The sequence below is a fragment of the Staphylococcus sp. HMSC059F04 genome (genome assembly GCF_001812565.1).
GTDB classification, from domain to species: Bacteria; Bacillota; Bacilli; order Staphylococcales; family Staphylococcaceae; genus Staphylococcus; species Staphylococcus lugdunensis.
The window spans coordinates 46,743-64,067 of record NZ_KV809479.1 but is presented as its reverse complement, the minus strand read 5'-3'; the positions used below and the strand labels follow the sequence as shown (position 1 = coordinate 64,067).

Below are 17,325 nucleotides of genomic sequence, written 5' to 3'. Positions count from 1 at the left end.
ACAAAATAGGCAAACTCTATAAAAATTTAATTTTTCGCAAGTTTAATATGTTTATTTTTAATAATTAGGGTATATGTATGAAGTAACCATAAAAATATATGCGAAGAAAATGGATTAACAATCACAATTAAATGAGATTTAAAGTAAAAGCCGTCATGCGCTTGTTAACTTATTACTATATTTGTTAAACCAAGGGAATGACGGTTTTTATAATGTTAATCATTTTCTGATATGTATTGAAGAAAGGGAGTACATAGATGTTAAGTATTAAAAATTTAACAAAGATATACTCAGGTAACAAAAAGGCAGTAGATCGCATATCTTTGGATATAGAGTCAGGGGAATTTATTGCATTTATTGGTACCAGTGGAAGTGGTAAGACGACAGCGTTAAGAATGATTAATCGTATGATTGAACCAACAGAAGGACAAATTACTATTAATGGTAAAAATATTGGGGATATGAATCCGGTTGAATTGCGACGAAGTATTGGTTATGTCATCCAACAAATTGGATTAATGCCACATATGACAATTCGAGAAAATATTGTATTAGTACCTAAACTATTAAAATGGTCAAAAGAGAAAAAGGATGCTAGAGCGAAAGAATTGATTAAGTTGGTTGACTTACCAGAGGATTATTTAGATCGTTATCCAGCAGAACTCTCAGGTGGTCAACAGCAACGTATTGGGGTGGTACGTGCATTAGCAGCAGATCAAGATGTTATCTTAATGGATGAACCATTTGGTGCACTAGATCCTATTACACGTGATACATTGCAAGATTTAGTAAAAACGTTACAACAAAAATTAGGTAAAACCTTTATTTTTGTAACGCATGATATGGATGAAGCGATTAAATTAGCAGACCGCATTTGTATTATGTCAAAAGGAAAGATTGTTCAATTTGATACGCCAGATAATATTTTAAGACATCCTGCTAATGATTTTGTTGTTGATTTTATTGGTCAAAATAGATTGATCCAAGATAGACCAAATATGAAAACTGTAGAAGGTGCAATGATTACACCTGTGACGGTGCACGCAGATGATTCGCTTAATGATGCAGTTAATATTATGAGAGAACGTCGTGTTGATACCATATTTGTTGTGAATAATCAAAATCGACTATTGGGCTTTTTAGATATTGAAGATATTAATCAAGGTTTACGTAGAGGTGAAGAATTAATTGATATGATGCAGCGTGATGTTTATAAAGTACATATCGATACGAAATTACAAGATTCTGTGCGTACCATTTTAAAGCGAAATGTACGTAATGTGCCAGTTGTCGATGATGATAATACTTTAATAGGACTTATCACACGCGCAAACCTTGTAGACATTGTTTATGATTCATTATGGGGAGACGAAAATGATGATGCCGCCCCATTGGACAGTGATAACAAAGATAAACAGTCAACATCACAACAAGATGCACCACCTCGAGAACAAGATGTAATGAATGGTTTAGACCATAAAACAAACGAAATGGGAGATGATCGTTAATGCGTGAATTTCTCCAAGAATATGGAAGTCAACTCGTATCAAAGACAATTGAACACTTCCAAATATCAATTATTGCATTACTATTAGCCATTGTGATAGCAGTTCCGCTTGGAATTTTATTATCTAAAACTAAAAAAACAGCAAATATCGTATTAACGATTGCAGGGGTGCTTCAAACCATTCCAACACTTGCGATTTTGGCGTTAATGATTCCTATTTTTGGTGTGGGTAAAACGCCTGCCATTGTGGCATTATTCGTATATGTATTACTACCTATATTAAACAATACCATTCTCGGTGTGAAAAATATTGATAAAAATGTTATTCAAGCCGGTACAAGCATGGGAATGACTAGACTTCAACTTATGAAAGACGTTCAACTCCCGCTTGCATTGCCAATGATTATTAGTGGCATACGCTTATCAAGCGTGTATGTAATTAGTTGGGCAACATTAGCAAGTTATGTCGGCGCTGGTGGTTTAGGTGATTTAGTATTTAATGGGTTAAATTTATACCAACCACCAATGATTATTACTGCTGCGATACTTGTTACAGCAATAGCACTTATTGTTGATTTCTTATTATCATTAGTTGAAAAATGGGTCGTCCCAAAAGGCTTAAAAGTATCTAGATAATAGAGGGAGGAAGAACATTATAATGAATAAAGTGAAAACAAGCTTAATCATCATGGTCCTATCTCTACTCGTGTTATCTGGATGTAGTTTACCAGGCCTTGGTGATGGCAATTCAAAAGATGATGTCAAAATTACAACAACCGAAACAAGTGAAACAAAAATTATGGGCTACATTGAAAAATATATGATTGAACATGAGACCAAAGGTAAAATCAAACCAACAATTATTGGTAATCTTGGTTCAAGTATTATTCAACATAACGCCTTACAACGTGGGGATGTCAATATGTCAGCCGTGCGATATACAGGGACAGAATTAACAAGTGTCCTTGCTGCACCACCAACGAAAGATACAGACAAAGCAATGTCTGAATCACAACGCTTATTTAAAAAGAAATTTAATCAGAAATATTATAATTCATTTGGCTTTGAAAATACCTATGCATTTATGGTGACCAAAGAAGTTGCCGACAAATACCATTTAAAGAAAGTATCGGACTTAAAGAAATACAAAGATGAGCTGCGTTTAGGGATGGATACCCAATGGATGAATCGCCAAGGTGATGGTTATCCAGCATTCCAAAAAGACTACGGCTTCAAATTTGATAGTGCACGACCAATGCAGATTGGTTTAGTATATGATGCTTTAAAGAACAAAAAATTAGATGTTGCCGTAGGTTATTCAACAGATGGACGTATTGCCGCATATAACTTAAAAGTTTTAAAAGATGATCGCAAATTTTTCCCACCGTATGATGGTAGTCCATTAGCAACCGAAAAATTAATTAAAGATCATCCAGAGATAGATAAAGCATTGAAAAAATTAGAAGGTACCGTCACTACTAAAGAGATGCAGAAATTAAATTACGAAGCGGATGGTCAAGGTAAAGAACCAGCAGTCATAGCCAAAGAATTTCTAGAAAAACATCATTTCTTTGATGATAAGAAAGAAGGTAGTAAATAATGGATGGTAATTTATTACAACAATTAGCACACTACTATTCGACCAATTTCGGCTATTTAATGGGATTATTCTTTAAACATTTACTAATGTCTGTGTATGGCGTGCTATTTGCAAGTATTGTGGGTATCCCTATTGGTATTTTTATTGCTAGATTTAAAAAATTAGCTTGGCCTGTGATTACGATTGCCAACGTGATTCAAACGGTTCCAGCTATCGCTATGTTAGCCATTTTAATGTTAGCATTAGGTCTTGGACCAACCACCGTTGTAGTGACCGTATTTTTGTATGGGCTATTACCAATTATAAAAAATACGTATACGGGAATTGTCGAAGTTGATGCCAATATTAAAGATGCAGGTAAAGGAATGGGAATGACAAGTAACCAAGTATTACGTATGATTGAACTACCATTATCCTTATCCGTGATTATCGGTGGGATACGGATTGCACTTGTTGTTGCGGTTGGCATCGTAGCTATTGGTTCGTTTATTGGAGCACCAACATTGGGTGATATTATCATACGTGGTACAAACTCAACAGACGGTACAGCCTTTATTCTTGCAGGAGCGATACCAATTGCGCTCATTGCCATTTTAATCGATATTGGACTGAGAATGTTAGAACGCAAGCTTGATCCAACACAAAAGAAAAAAGGTCCACAACCTCAAACAATTAATTAAAAATACACCAGCCAGCAAATATATCAATTTGTTGGCTGGTTTTTTGTATAGCTGTAACTGATAAATCTTACAAAGGAGTCAAAAATTAAAAAAGGAAAATAAGGTTTAAAAACAAATATTGATATATACATTTTCACAATATTTAGATAGAATAAACATATGTAAATAATCTATTATTATTCTATAATAATTCTAATTTAACAATTGTTTAGTCATCTTACGAACTTTTATTCAAATAGAGTGAAACTTTTAAGAATAAGACATAGCAATGATTAATATAACTTTAATTGTTGAAAGGTGGAATATTAATGAGTGAAATTAAAAGCGATATGAGTAAAACATATTAATTTTCATTAGCTATTTTTAACCAAAAGATAAAAATAAAGATGTCGGTTATTAGACACTATTGTTTCAATAAAATGGAAGTGATTAACGTGCTATGTGAATCAAAAATTATAAATATGAATCCAAAATATCGAATTATAAAATACAATGATGACTATCTCATGGTTGATACCATCAGTCACTGGATTACATTTCTATTTCCAATGATTAATTGGTTTATCCCAAAAAGATACGCCAAATTGAGTGAAGAAGAATATAACAATTTAGATATCGTGAAACCTGTTAAAAATAGTGGGGCAAGTATAGGTGCTGGACTAGCAATTTTGATTAGTGCACTTTTGCGTAATTACGTCAATATTTTTAATATTCAAATACAAAAAAGTGTTGCTGTATTGAGTTGTGTTATTGGATTTTTAGGTGTATTTATCTTTTTCTTATACATCAATAAAAAAGTAACGCTAGATATATATAAGAGAAATAAAACTCATTCAAAAATTATACTTATACCAACATTTAAAAATTTTGGGTTCACAATATTTTTTTATATTTTATTCGGTGGGTTTTCATGGATGACTTTCTATGGTCTAGTAATAGAAAACTTATATAATATATTTATTTTTATTGCATGGATAGGCATAATATCGGGTTTCTTTTTTTTCAATATGTTTGCGATTATGGATAAAAAAGTACATGTCATATTAAAAAACAAAGAGGTGAAGATATGATTACAATAGGTAGCATTGTCTATTTAAAAGGTGGATCACAAAAAATGATGATATTGAATCGAGGTCCAATTATAGAACAAGACGATAAAAAAGTAATGTTTGACTATTCTGCTTGTAAATATCCATTAGGTTTAGTGGAAAATCAAATATATTATTTTAATACTGAAAATGTCGATCGCGTTATATTTGAAGGATACTCAGATGATGATGAAATAAGATTTCAAGAGTTGTATCAAGAAATGCTAAATGAATTAAGCGATGATATAACTCGTGGAGAAGTAGAAGAAAAACAATTTGGTTTAGAATAAAGCTATAGTTGTGAATTTTATAAAATAGCTGATGAAACATATCAATTTTCATTAGCTATTTTTAACCAAAAGAAAAAAATAAAGATGTCGGTTATTAGACACTATTGTTTCAATAAAATGGAAGTGATTAACGTTCTATGTGAATCAAAAATTATAAATATGAATCCCAAATATCGAATTATAAAATACAATAATGACTATTTTATGGTTGATACCATCAGTCACTGGATTACATTTCTATTTCCAATGATTAATTGGTTTATCCCAAAAAGATACGCCAAATTGAGTGAAGAAGAATATAACAATTTAGATATCGTGAAACCTGTCAAAAATAGTGGATCAAGTATAGGTGTGGGGATTATTATAATTTCAAACGTACTATTTAGGAAATATATCGACGTATTTAATGTTCAAGTGCAAGAAAGTGTGGCTATATTGAGTTGTGTTATTGGATTTTTAGGTATATTTATCTTTTTCTTATACATCAATAAAAAAGTAACACTAGATATATATAAGAGAAATAAAACTAAATCAAAAATTATACTCATACCAACATTAAAAAATTTTGGTTTTACACTATTTTCTTATCTTTTACTTGGAGGAATTTCATGGGTGACTATGGAGATGCTTACAATAGATCACTTATATAATATATTTATGTTTATTGCATGGATAGGTATAATAGCAGGTTTCTTTTTTATCAATATGTTTGCGATTATGGATAAAAAAGTTCATATCATATTAAAAAACAAAGAAATGAATTGCCATGGTTGAACCACAAAAATAGTGCCATGGAATTAGGAACACTTAATAAATAAGATTATAAAAAACACACTTCAAGGTTTTCATTTTTTCAATATTTGCTTTGGTAGGAGCATATCATTACGTTTTAGGTTATGAACTTTATATTGGCAGTAGTTGAAAAAATTGAAAATACGCTGATACATTGCTTTTTTAATCCTAGTCAATCTTTTGGAGCGGGACTATGAATTCATAGTCCCGCTCCCATTTCTGCTATATTGAATCAACCGTTTATGAGTTTTTGTTTAGAATAAAATAGAAGCTAGCGGTGGAACAATTGCTACTATAATGACCCCAACGATAACGACTGCAATACTGCCCATAGATTCTTCTGTTTCACCTAAATCTTTGGCTGCTGCAACACCTAGTGTATGTCCGCTTGTGCCTAATGCTAAACCGCGTGCAATTGGATTGGAGATTTTAAACCATTTGACAATTTTAGTACCTAAGGCAGAGATAACCACCGCATTAAGAATAACCGCTAATGATGTAAGTTCTTTGACACCACCAATACCTGTTGATACTGGCAATGCAATCGCTGTTGTAGCTGCTTGTGGAAGCATAGAAGCACTTACAGTATTTCCTAATTGGAATAATGTAGAGACTAAGTAAATTAAAATCAATGCAGCAAGTGTACCTAGAGTGATTCCACCAAAAATTTGTAACCAATATTTTTTTAAGACATCACGTTTTTTGTATAGTGGAATGGCGAAGCTAATTGTTGCTGGTTCTAAGAAGAAGTATATAATATCTCCACCGACTTTGTACTGAGCATAGCTTATGCCTGTTAGCTTTAAGAAAACTATGCCAGCAACCATGGCTACAAATAACGGTGCTAGTAAGAAGAAACCATTTGTCTTTTTATAAAAATATTGTGCGATTACAAATGGTATTAATGAAACTAATATTCCAAAATAAGGTGTATTGATTCCTAAATGTTCAATCATTAGTGATTATCCCCCTCAACATGTCTAGATTTTTCATTTTGTTCAGCCGTTGGGAACAATGATTTTGTTACCAAGAATTGCGATGCAAAACCAACGCATACAAGTAATAGTAATGTTGAAATAATAATTAATAAGATAATTAGAATTGGATTTTTGCTTAAAATTGGTAAAGAATTAATAACTGAAACACCTGCAGGTACGAATAAGAAACTGATGTTATTCGTTAACGCTGTACCAACACTTTCAACTTGTCCCAGCTTCACAATACCAGTACACAATGCAATAAACAGTAATACTAGCCCTATTACTGAAGCTGGCATTGGAAACGGTATAAAACTTTCAATGATTTTCGAAATAAGTAAAATCACTGCTATTGTTAATGCTTGCTGGAAAAAGTTATACGTTTTAGACACAACAGACTGACCATGAGCCTTTGCTTTATTCACATTTTCATTTGCCATAATATCAATTTCCCCCTGGTTATTAATCTTGATCACATTTTAATATGAAAACGCTTCACTGTGACAAAAACATCCCCGACATACAAAAAACACACCCCCACATACAAAAAAACACACCCCAGATACAGGGGCCCCAGCAAAAAGAAATGCAAAACGCATTTCTACGGACAACGCAAGCTGGGGTGGACCCAACAAAGTGAAGTGCATTTCAACGTGATAGAGTCCACTGGTATACCTGCCAATCAAAAAAGTATTGTATATAAAAGAAGCACAAAGAGGATTTTTAATTTCTAATCATCTTTGTGCAATTATTTTGGAATTTATGTCTTATCCTGTTCATAGACTGTAAATCTTCACTAAAACAATGTAAAAATATTAACTAAATTAATCCTGTAAATAAGAAAAAACACGAATCAGCGTCTTGCATTTGATTCGTGTGTTAGATTTATGCTTTAATCTATACCTATTTCTTGTTTAAATGTTTTCATATATGATCGGCTAACTTGTAGCTTGATATCAGACGTCATGGTAAGTTGATAAGTATAATTAAACCAATGTTCTACAGTCTTAATATGCAGTTTATTAATAATGGTTGAACGATGTATTTTAAGAAATTGTGTTGTGGGTAATTTCTTTTCATAATAATTGAGCTTTTCAGAAGTTTGGTAATCTTGGTTTACTGAATGAATGGTTGTAATGCCATTATTGACGGTTACGGCTACAATATCTTCTACATTAAGCACATGAATGCGTTCATCCACCTCAATCGGCAGTACGGTTTGCTTCGTATGCGTGTTTATATTTTGATGATTTTGTGGTTCTAATTTATTTTGATCTGCCGCTGAATTTACATACTGTTTGGTGCGGGCAATTTTTTCTATCGTCTGTTCAATGCGTTGTTGCTCGAATGGTTTTAATATATAGTCTGTAGCATTTAACTCAAAGGCTTTAACTGCAAAGGTGTCATGTGCCGTTGCAAAAATAATGTAAGGTGCATGTTGCATCTTTTTTATTTTTTCTGCAAGATCAATACCACTTTCGTCCATGAGATTAATATCTAAAAAAACAGCATCAAAAGACGCATATAGTAAATGTTCTAAAGTCTCTGATATATTTTCAGCTTCTTCCACATGTTTTACTGTTGGAATATTATCTAATAAATAATGTAATTCATTACGTGCTAAAGGTTCATCATCTACGATTAATATGTTCACTTAAATATCCTCCTTTTGTTCATGATAAGGAATCATACAACTGACACGAGTTCCTTTATTTGTAGAAGTAATAGAGAGTTGTGAAGTTGGGCCATATAAGCCGATTAATCGACGATTTAAATTTTCTAAACCACTGCCAGTGCCTGTTTCAGAGTTGACGCTTATTTGACCTAACAATGGTATGCGTTCTTTTGGAATACCTTGACCATTGTCAGTTACAGTTAATTGAATCGCATCGTCGTGTTGACTAGCAGTGACGATAATATGATTATTTGCTTTTCTATTTTTAAACGCATGTTTAATCGCATTCTCCACTAATATTTGAATAATAAATGGCGGTATCAAAATGTGGTGGTATTGTTTATCGATGTGATAATCGATATGAAATCGATTAGGAAAACGCGCTTGTTCGAGTGACAAATATGCTTCAACTTGTTGCAATTCCTTTTCTAATGTGATGGTATTATTGCGCGCACCTTGTAAATTTGAACGAAAGAATTGGCTTAGTTGTAACAGTAATTTACGTGCTTTTTCACTATCAATGCGTACTAATGCTGATATTGTATTGATAGCATTGAAAAAGAAATGCGGATTAACTTGCGCTTGTAATGATTTAATTTCTGCATCACGTAATAATTTACTTTGTGTTTCTGCTTTACCCAGTTCTAACTGACTTGAAAAAATCTCGGCTAAGCCTCGTGCTAACTGCTTTGTCGAATTTGTAACATCGTGTTTGTCTTTAAAGTAGAATTTTAATGTGCCAACGACATTATGATTGGTATAAAGTGGAATAACAATTGCGGCTTCAAGTGGACAATTGTCATGATTGCAACCAATGCCTTCTTTAGATTCGGCTTCTTTTAATTGTCCACTTCTAATCACTTCTTTGGACAAATTTGTAATGATTTCTTTTTTGGCAATATGATGATCACTTCCTGCGCCCACATGTGTTAAGATATCTTTTTTATTAGTGATTGCTACGGCAGAGACATTCATAAGCGGTAAAATCACCTCTGCCACACGTTTAGCAGAAGCTTCATTAAGCCCTGCTCTAAAATAAGGCAGTGTTTCATTAGCTATTTGTAATACATCGTGAGTTTGAACGGCACGTGCTTGTTCTTCTTGTTTCAATGTGGATAAAATAATACTTAAGAAAATTGCGGTGCCAATACTATTAATTAAAATCATGGGTAAAGATATTAATTGTACGAGTTCAATAGCAGCAGTGGTATCTTCTGAAAATATTAATATACATAGCATTTGAATCGCTTCATTGATAATACCGATAACTGCCCCTTGTAGAACCGTTGGATAACGATGATTTTTAATGGCTAAATGTCCGATAAACCCTGATGTTAAACCTATAATAATAGATGAAATTAAATAGGTGTAGGCATCCGCGCCTCCGATATACATGCGTGATAAACCAGATATGATACCTACAAAAAGGGCAACATATGGACCCCCAATTAATCCGGATGCACCTATCGTTAACACGCGTGTATTTGCCATGGAAGCTTCAGAATTTAAATGATAATAAATATTGCTTGAAATAATTTGACCATCTTTAATTTCAATGCCTGTAAAATTTGAAGTAATCGCAAATAGGCCAAAAATAATTAACAATTGCCACTGTGAACGCCATTTTTCTCGCTCTCCCATCATTGTTTTAAAATGACTTGTGTTCATCAATAAATAAGCAATGATAATAATGAGCCCTACACGTTCTAATAATAAAATAAAAAGGTTGAACATTGTGCCATACTCCCAAAAAAATATTTTCCACTTCTAAATAACTGAAAAGTTTTATATAACAGTATTTTAACAGGTTTTTATGCTCATGTGTTAAACAGTCATCGTTTTGTTAACTGTGGAAAATTGAAAATGAATAGAGTAAAATATTTATCTATAAACATATATTCCGACTATTTAGAGAAATAATAGTTAACATGCTTTTATAATATAATTAAGTATGTAATTCCATTTAAGCTTTAGATATGATAACGTTTTCAATATACAATCATTCATCTCAGTTTGAAATTTTAGGAGGCAATTTTTTATTATGAACACTTCACAAGAATTTAGGGGAGATAATCGACTGCTAGCAGGTATTATTATTGGGGTCCTCACGTTTTGGTTGTTTGCGCAATCAGTAGTGAGTGTTATACCAGCGCTGCAGTCTTCATTTAATGCCAATATAGGGACAATTAACATTGCTGTTAGTTTAACTTCCCTGTTTGCTGGCTTGTTTGTCGTAGGTGCTGGAGACATCGCTGATAAGTTTGGCCGTGTCAAGATGACCTATTTAGGGCTAGCATTAAATATCGTGGGTTCATTATTAATTATTATTGCACCATTTCCTTGGCTACTTATTACAGGACGTGCTTTACAAGGACTTGCTGGAGCATGTATCATGCCTGCAACACTGGCTATTGTTAACACATACTTTTTAGGTAAAGAACGCCAACGTGCATTAAGCTATTGGTCTATTGGATCATGGGGAGGCAGTGGTATTTGTTCTTTATTTGGCGGTTGGGTCGCATCTACAATTGGATGGCACTGGATATTTATTATTTCAATAGCGCTGTCATTTGTTGCATTCTTTTTAATTAAACATACACCGGAAACGAAAGCTGAAACAACTGGCTCAGAAGTTAAAAAATTTGACGTTATTGGACTAATTTTATTAGTGATCACATTGTTAAGTGTCAATGTTGTAGTGACGCAAGCATCAGATAAAGGACTATTCTCACCAATGATTCTCACATTATTTGTTGTGTTCTTTATAGCGGGCTTTACTTTTCTTATCTATGAAAATAAAGCTGATAATCCATTGGTAGATTTTCATTTATTCAGAAATAAAGGATATAGTGGTGCTACAGTATCAAACTTTATGTTAAATGGCGTTGCTGGTGGTACGATTGTAGTTATTAATACGTTTTATCAACAAAAATTAGGTTTTACATCAGGACAAGCTGGTATGATTTCTATTACTTATTTAATATCAGTATTAATCATGATTCGTGTAGGAGAAAAGATTTTACAAGCACAAGGTGCTAAACGACCATTGTTATTTGGTAGTGCGTTTACATTTATAGGTTTATTATTACTGTCATTAACGTTCTTGCCAGATATATGGTATATCATTTCTAGCGTTGTAGGGTATCTGCTTTTTGGTACTGGACTTGGAATGTATGCGACACCATCAACTGATACGGCAGTTGCCGAAGCGCCGGATGAGAAAGTAGGAGTCGCTTCTGGCGTCTATAAAATGGCATCGTCATTAGGGAATGCCTTTGGTGTTGCTATGTCCAGCACAATTTATGGCCTATTTGCATCAGCAATGAATTTACAGTGGGGCGGTGCTGCAGGTGTGCTCTTTAACGCTGGAATTGCAGTATTAGCATTCTTTATGATCTTATTACTTGTACCAAAACGCACCAATATGACACCGTAAAAATATTAGTATGGAGCATTTTTATGAACATCATTGAGGCAACGACTTATAAAATAAGTGTTGTCTCAAAATTTTTAGTCCATTTTATCTAAAAATTAAGAATATTATGTTAATGTTGTTGACGCTAACATAGTTAAGTAGTATTTTAAAATTAATTAAGGTGAAAGAAGGAGCATACAAACATGAAGATAGCAATTGCAGGATCTGGTGCTTTAGGTAGTGGCTTTGGCGCTATGATGTATAAACAAAATTATGATGTGACATTTATTGACGGCTGGGAACCACAAGCGCAAGCTGTCAAACAAGATGGTTTACATATCGATATTAATGGGGAAGCAAATCATTTAAATATCCCAATGTATCACGATACAGAAATTCCTAAAGGTGATCAGTATGATGTCATCTTTCTATTTACTAAATCAATGCAACTAAGTGACATGTTAGAACAGATTAAGCCACATATTCATGAACACACGATTATGGTTTGTACGATGAACGGATTAAAACATGAAGATGTCATCGTTAATTATGTAGATGAAGCACGCATTGTACGTGGTGTGACGGTGTGGACAGCAGGCCTTGAATCACCAGGACATACACATTTAATGGGTGCTGGACCAGTTGAAATTGGCGCATTAATACCTGAAGGACAGGCAAATGTTGATGTTGTTTTTGATATTTTGAAACATTCAGGATTAAATCCATTGAAAAGCGAAAATTTACAACAATCGATTTGGAAAAAGATTTGCGTAAATGGAACAGCAAATGCACTATGTACAGTCTTAGAATGTCGTTTGTCAACATTAAATGCGAGTGAATATGCACTAAATTTAGTTTATAAATTAACGCAAGAAATATTAGCAGTGGCAACCATTGACGGGGTACATTTAAACGTAGATGATATTTATGACTACTTAGTGGATTTAAACCATAAAGTAGGACCACATTTTCCTTCGATGTATCAAGATTTAATCAATAATCAACGTCTTACAGAAATAGATTACATCAATGGGGCGGTTGCACGATTAGGACAGGAACATGGTATCGATGCACCTGTGAACCAATTTGTAACGAACTTAATCCATGCTAAAGAGAGCCAACGACAAGCGAAATAAAATCACTAATGAAAGACTGAGACCAAGCATTATAATTAATTACCAATTGATAATGTGTATGCTCAGTCTTTTTTTACAAAAGGAATAGACGATGGAAGAACTGATATATTGAGTGATAACTAAGAATCCTGAACGATAAGCTATACTGCGTTATCTTTATGATCCATATGATTCATACGTCGTGGGTTATTTAGAGGGAGAAACGTTTATCACCATTGCAGTGATTGCCATGCGAAATACGCATTTCTATGAAATTAAAAATATTGCTGTTGACATCAATTACCAGTGCCAAGGGCTTGATAGACGTTTAATGGAACAAAATTTTACTGACTATCGTGGTACGACAATGTATGGTGGTACAAGTGATAGTCCTGTAACACAATCATTTTATCGTAGTCTTGGTTTTAAGTATGTTGAAACAAAGAAAGTTTTTTATTACCAATTATGACTATCCAGTTTGTGATAATGGAGTTCAGCTGTTTGATATGTTACTATTTAAAAATCAACTTTAATGTATGCATATTACATTATTAATTTTAAAAAATGTTTTTAAACACAATGTGCACATGTGAAATGTAACTAGTGTTAACTTTAATACTGCAACATATTGTTGAGTGCTACGATGATAAAATAAGGACGAGGTGACGTCATATGGTAAAAATATTTGTAACAGGTGCGACAGGACTAATTGGTACAAAATTAACGCAACGTCTATTAGAAGAAGGGTACGATGTAGCTGGCTTTACGACTTCTGAGCAAGGCAAGCAAAGATTAGAAGCTGCAAATGTTAAAGCATACATTGGAGATATATTAAAAGCTGACACGATTGAAGCAGCGATTGCTGACTTTCAACCCGAAATAATTATTAATCAAATTACAGATTTGAAAAAGGTTGATATGGCAGCAAATACAAAAGTACGTATTGATGGCTCTAAAAATTTAATTGATGCTGCATTAAAACATCATGTGAAAAAAGTCATTGCCCAAAGTATCGCATTTACTTATGAACCTGGAGAAGGTTTAGCTACAGAAGAGACACCATTAGATGATCATTCTACTGGTGATCGTAAAATTACGGTTGAAGGTTTAGAGGAACAAACAGCACGTATGGATAATTATGTAGTTTTACGCTTTGGTTGGTTATATGGTCCAGGAACATGGTATGGCAAGGATGGCATGATTTATAATCAATTTATTGATGGTGAGGTAACATTATCAGATGGTGTGACGTCATTTGTTCATTTAGATGATGCTGTAGAAACTTCTATCCAAGCAATTAACTTTGCTAACGGTATTTATAATGTTGCAGATGATGAACCGGTCAAAGGTTCTGACTTTGCACAATGGTATAAACAACAACTAAAGGTTAATCCTAAAGTGAATATTACACCTGCAGAGCCATTCGAACGTGGCGTATCAAATGAGAAATTTAAGTCACAAGGTGGCACGCTACAATATAAATCATGGAAAGATGGCATGAATCCAATTCAATAATTAAGCGAGATAATAGAAAGCACGCGCGTCTTCGGTGGAGGACTTGCGTGCTTTTTACATATGTCAGTGTTGTGAAGATGTTTGATCACGTTGGGCGATGTAATTTTCAAGTTGTATTGCTGCCGCCTGAGCTTGTTTCTTATATCGACGATGGCCAAAATGAGTCTGTACAATTAAGAATGAAGCACTAACAACCCAATAGAGACTAATAGCTGCAGCTGAATGCAGCGAAGCATAAATGATGAATAAAGGAGAAAGCACCATCATAGTATAATAAGTTTTGCGTTGTCCTTTAGGATAATGGATTGCATTGACCAGTGGTTGAATGAAGTAAAGTAAACCAGCTAACAATGCCAACCAAATATCTGGATGCATGAGGTTAAACCATAAAAAATGTGGATGTTGTGCCAATGCATCAGAGGTTGGATGCTTAATGCAAGCTAACAATCCTAAAATGATTGGAATTTGAATAAAGATTGGAAGAGATCCTAAAATACTTTTAAATGGACTAATACCATATTCTTTATATTTAGCTAACAACAATTGATTCGCTTCTTTACGAATCTCTGGCGTTGAAGCTTGGCGCATTTGTGTTTGAATGTCACTTATTTCATCTTGTACGATGGCACGTTTTTCTCGTAATGTATGCATTTGTTTCATTTGATTTAACATTAACGGTAACAGAATGGAACGAATAATGATGACAATGAGAATAATTGCAATACCATAGCTGTGAAAGAGTTGACCTATGCTGTGTAACAGCCAATCAATAGGTTTAACAAATACATAAAAAAAGAATCCCGTTTGATGTTGTTTTTTTGAATAATTACAGCCAGCTAGTAGCAGTATGCAGCTAAAGAATAAGAGTCGTGTATGTTTATTCATTGCTAAGCTCCTTCAACAAATAATTGTTAAACATAGCATAACACAAAGATTAAAAAAATAACTAAACCTAATTAATTTTTATTTCAAATTAATTAGGTTTAACGATAAAATTTATCTTTTTTTCTTAGAAAAGAGCATCGTTACTAATGTGATAGTAGCGCATAAGATAGTGAGCATAACAGACCACAATGCCAGTTTGGCATGCAGTGGTAACCATACCATGATAAAGTCCCAGTTGGTGTTGCCCATAACTAAATCTGGTAGCAAATAGATAGCTGTCATGAGACTAATAAAGACAGCCATAATAATTAAAAAGCAACCTAAAAGTTTCCCTTGAACATGAATTACAAATGTACCGTGATAGATATTGATTATTCGACGTAACATGTAGAAAGCAATGGCAATTGTAATGAACAGACTTAACGTGATAATGACGTAAGAAACTAATGAACTTTGATTAATTGCATTTTCAATTGTTGTGTAATTTTTGTTATTTAAAATTTGACTGTTCAAATCTTCAGCTATGTCAGGTGTTTTATCTGAATAGGCATTGGCCAGCACAACAATGCCATAGTTTTTCTTTTTATTTAGCAAGATATACGATGAGAAGTTCTCAAGGGTACCAGGATGATATACAATTGTATTTGCTTCTGAGTCATCAACGAACCAGCCAGTTGCATAACTAGGCGCTTTATTATCGTCTGCCGTTTTAACTTTCGGCTTATGTGAAGACTGAACTAAAGATTGCGTGGCTTGTGTTGGGTTAAGTTGACGGCTCATCCATGATTCTAAATCTTTTGTACTAGATACCATATAAGCGGCTGGGCCATCACCAACATTATATTTAGGATTATCTTTTACGGCTTTGCCATGCTTGATTTCATAACCTTGAGCTGTTGAACCTTTTTTCTCGGTATCACCTTTAACATAGGTTTGATGCATATTGAGTGGTGAGAAAATTTGGTTTTCAAGGTAACTAGAATAAGATTGGCCTGAAACCTTTTGCACAATTAATCCCAAAATGTCGTAATTCATATTTGAATATTCAAATTGATCACCTGGTTTATTATTGAGTTCACGTCCTTTTATGCTATCAACGATACCACTTAGACTATCATTTTTACTGGTAATGGTGTCATTATCTGTAATATCTCCAGGAATGCCACTCGTTTGTGCAATCAACTGATTTATCGTGATATCATCTATTCTCTTATCTTTATATTTCATATAAAAACCAGGAACATATTTAGAAACTTTATCTGATAGATGCAGTTTGCCTTCATTTTCTAATTGTAAAATTGCATAGCCTGTAAAAGCTTTTGTATTTGAAGCAATTTCATAACGTGTTTTCGGTGTGGCTTTTACCTTAGTACTGGTATTTGCATAGCCATATCCTTTATTTAAATAGACTTTATTATCTTTCATAATCAACACAGATAGTCCGGGAATATGTCCACTATCCATTTCACTTGTGATAATTTTATCTATATAATGTTGTGATGACTTAGATAACATCGTTTCTGTCTTCTTCTGATTAATATGGTGATTGATTATCATGGCGATCGTAAGTATAGTGACCACAAAGATGGTTCCGCCTAAAAAGGCAAATATTTTCTTCTTCAACGTGATTTACCCCTAATTTTGCTAAATTATTGCACTCAACTCATTTTAAAATATATGCTCATTATAACAATTTTAATTATAAAACGCGCAATAAAGGGCTTCATATATTGTTGGCAATTATTTTATAATATAAAAACAATAGTAAAGCAGTTAAATATTTATG

General features: G+C 33.4%; 17 protein-coding genes. 11 read left to right on the top strand and 6 right to left on the bottom strand.

Annotated elements, in window-relative coordinates; all coding sequences use genetic code 11:
• Nucleotides 1–257 precede the first annotated feature (257 nt).
• From HMPREF2864_RS09310 to HMPREF2864_RS09280, 7 genes are all read left to right on the top strand, one after another.
• Nucleotides 258–1,508, top strand: a complete 1,251-nt coding sequence (locus HMPREF2864_RS09310) for a betaine/proline/choline family ABC transporter ATP-binding protein (protein WP_002478670.1) — start codon at nucleotides 258–260, stop codon at nucleotides 1,506–1,508.
• Nucleotides 1,508–2,143 (top strand): ABC transporter permease, encoded by a 636-nt coding sequence (locus HMPREF2864_RS09305; protein WP_002460349.1) that lies wholly within the window; start codon nucleotides 1,508–1,510, stop codon nucleotides 2,141–2,143. The genes HMPREF2864_RS09310 and HMPREF2864_RS09305 overlap by 1 nt, the downstream gene beginning before the upstream one ends.
• 22 nt (nucleotides 2,144–2,165) lie before the next feature.
• The gene (locus tag HMPREF2864_RS09300; protein WP_002460348.1) at nucleotides 2,166–3,107 is read left to right on the top strand and encodes an osmoprotectant ABC transporter substrate-binding protein; all 942 of its coding nucleotides are present in this window, start codon (nucleotides 2,166–2,168) and stop codon (nucleotides 3,105–3,107) included.
• Nucleotides 3,107–3,787 carry an ABC transporter permease gene (locus tag HMPREF2864_RS09295; protein WP_002460346.1) on the top strand — a complete coding sequence of 227 codons (681 nt, stop codon included), beginning with the start codon at nucleotides 3,107–3,109 and terminating at the stop codon, nucleotides 3,785–3,787. Before HMPREF2864_RS09300 ends, HMPREF2864_RS09295 begins: the two co-directional genes overlap by 1 nt.
• Nucleotides 3,788–4,221: 434 nt before the next feature.
• Nucleotides 4,222–4,857, top strand: a complete 636-nt coding sequence (locus HMPREF2864_RS09290) for a DUF443 family protein (RefSeq protein ID WP_070572192.1) — start codon at nucleotides 4,222–4,224, stop codon at nucleotides 4,855–4,857.
• Nucleotides 4,854–5,165 (top strand): DUF4176 domain-containing protein, encoded by a 312-nt coding sequence (locus HMPREF2864_RS09285; protein ID WP_002460342.1) that lies wholly within the window; start codon nucleotides 4,854–4,856, stop codon nucleotides 5,163–5,165. The genes HMPREF2864_RS09290 and HMPREF2864_RS09285 overlap by 4 nt, the downstream gene beginning before the upstream one ends.
• Before the next feature lie 117 nt (nucleotides 5,166–5,282).
• The gene (locus tag HMPREF2864_RS09280; protein ID WP_070572223.1) at nucleotides 5,283–5,939 is read left to right on the top strand and encodes a DUF443 family protein; all 657 of its coding nucleotides are present in this window, start codon (nucleotides 5,283–5,285) and stop codon (nucleotides 5,937–5,939) included.
• A gap of 272 nt (nucleotides 5,940–6,211) precedes the next feature.
• On the opposite strand, the gene lrgB is transcribed toward HMPREF2864_RS09280, so the two are convergent.
• The 4 genes from lrgB to HMPREF2864_RS09260 all read right to left on the bottom strand — a co-directional run bounded on the left by lrgB (nucleotide 6,212) and on the right by HMPREF2864_RS09260 (nucleotide 10,343).
• A complete protein-coding gene (gene lrgB / locus HMPREF2864_RS09275; protein WP_002460339.1) occupies nucleotides 6,212–6,913 on the bottom strand; it encodes an antiholin-like protein LrgB in 702 nt (233 codons plus the stop codon).
• Nucleotides 6,913–7,374, bottom strand: coding sequence for an antiholin-like murein hydrolase modulator LrgA (gene lrgA / locus HMPREF2864_RS09270; protein ID WP_002492530.1), 462 nt, complete (start codon nucleotides 7,372–7,374; stop codon nucleotides 6,913–6,915). Before lrgA ends, lrgB begins: the two co-directional genes overlap by 1 nt.
• A gap of 452 nt (nucleotides 7,375–7,826) precedes the next feature.
• The gene (locus HMPREF2864_RS09265; RefSeq protein ID WP_070545462.1) at nucleotides 7,827–8,588 is read right to left on the bottom strand and encodes a response regulator transcription factor LytR; all 762 of its coding nucleotides are present in this window, start codon (nucleotides 8,586–8,588) and stop codon (nucleotides 7,827–7,829) included.
• On the bottom strand, nucleotides 8,589–10,343 hold the full coding sequence (locus HMPREF2864_RS09260) for a sensor histidine kinase (RefSeq protein ID WP_070545460.1): 1,755 nt from the start codon (nucleotides 10,341–10,343) through the stop codon (nucleotides 8,589–8,591). It lies immediately after the preceding gene.
• 307 nt (nucleotides 10,344–10,650) lie between these two features.
• Between HMPREF2864_RS09260 and HMPREF2864_RS09255 the strand changes: the two genes are divergently transcribed.
• The 4 genes from HMPREF2864_RS09255 to HMPREF2864_RS09240 all read left to right on the top strand — a co-directional run bounded on the left by HMPREF2864_RS09255 (nucleotide 10,651) and on the right by HMPREF2864_RS09240 (nucleotide 14,654).
• On the top strand, nucleotides 10,651–12,045 hold the full coding sequence (locus tag HMPREF2864_RS09255; RefSeq protein ID WP_070545458.1) for an MFS transporter: 1,395 nt from the start codon (nucleotides 10,651–10,653) through the stop codon (nucleotides 12,043–12,045).
• A 182-nt stretch (nucleotides 12,046–12,227) separates the two neighbouring features.
• Nucleotides 12,228–13,160: a 2-dehydropantoate 2-reductase gene (locus tag HMPREF2864_RS09250; protein ID WP_002492820.1), complete on the top strand. Its 933-nt coding sequence runs from the start codon at nucleotides 12,228–12,230 to the stop codon at nucleotides 13,158–13,160.
• A 142-nt stretch (nucleotides 13,161–13,302) separates the two neighbouring features.
• A complete protein-coding gene (locus tag HMPREF2864_RS09245) occupies nucleotides 13,303–13,608 on the top strand; it encodes a GNAT family N-acetyltransferase (RefSeq protein WP_371089615.1) in 306 nt (101 codons plus the stop codon).
• A 203-nt stretch (nucleotides 13,609–13,811) separates the two neighbouring features.
• Nucleotides 13,812–14,654: an NAD-dependent epimerase/dehydratase family protein gene (locus tag HMPREF2864_RS09240; RefSeq protein ID WP_070545454.1), complete on the top strand. Its 843-nt coding sequence runs from the start codon at nucleotides 13,812–13,814 to the stop codon at nucleotides 14,652–14,654.
• 63 nt (nucleotides 14,655–14,717) lie between these two features.
• On the opposite strand, the gene yidC is transcribed toward HMPREF2864_RS09240, so the two are convergent.
• Together yidC and HMPREF2864_RS09230 are read right to left on the bottom strand one after the other, a co-directional pair.
• Nucleotides 14,718–15,539, bottom strand: a complete 822-nt coding sequence (yidC, locus tag HMPREF2864_RS09235; protein ID WP_002460326.1) for a membrane protein insertase YidC — start codon at nucleotides 15,537–15,539, stop codon at nucleotides 14,718–14,720.
• Nucleotides 15,540–15,650: 111 nt separating this feature from the next.
• On the bottom strand, nucleotides 15,651–17,162 hold the full coding sequence (locus HMPREF2864_RS09230) for a serine hydrolase domain-containing protein (RefSeq protein ID WP_070545452.1): 1,512 nt from the start codon (nucleotides 17,160–17,162) through the stop codon (nucleotides 15,651–15,653).
• Between the last annotated feature and the right edge of the window lie 163 nt (nucleotides 17,163–17,325).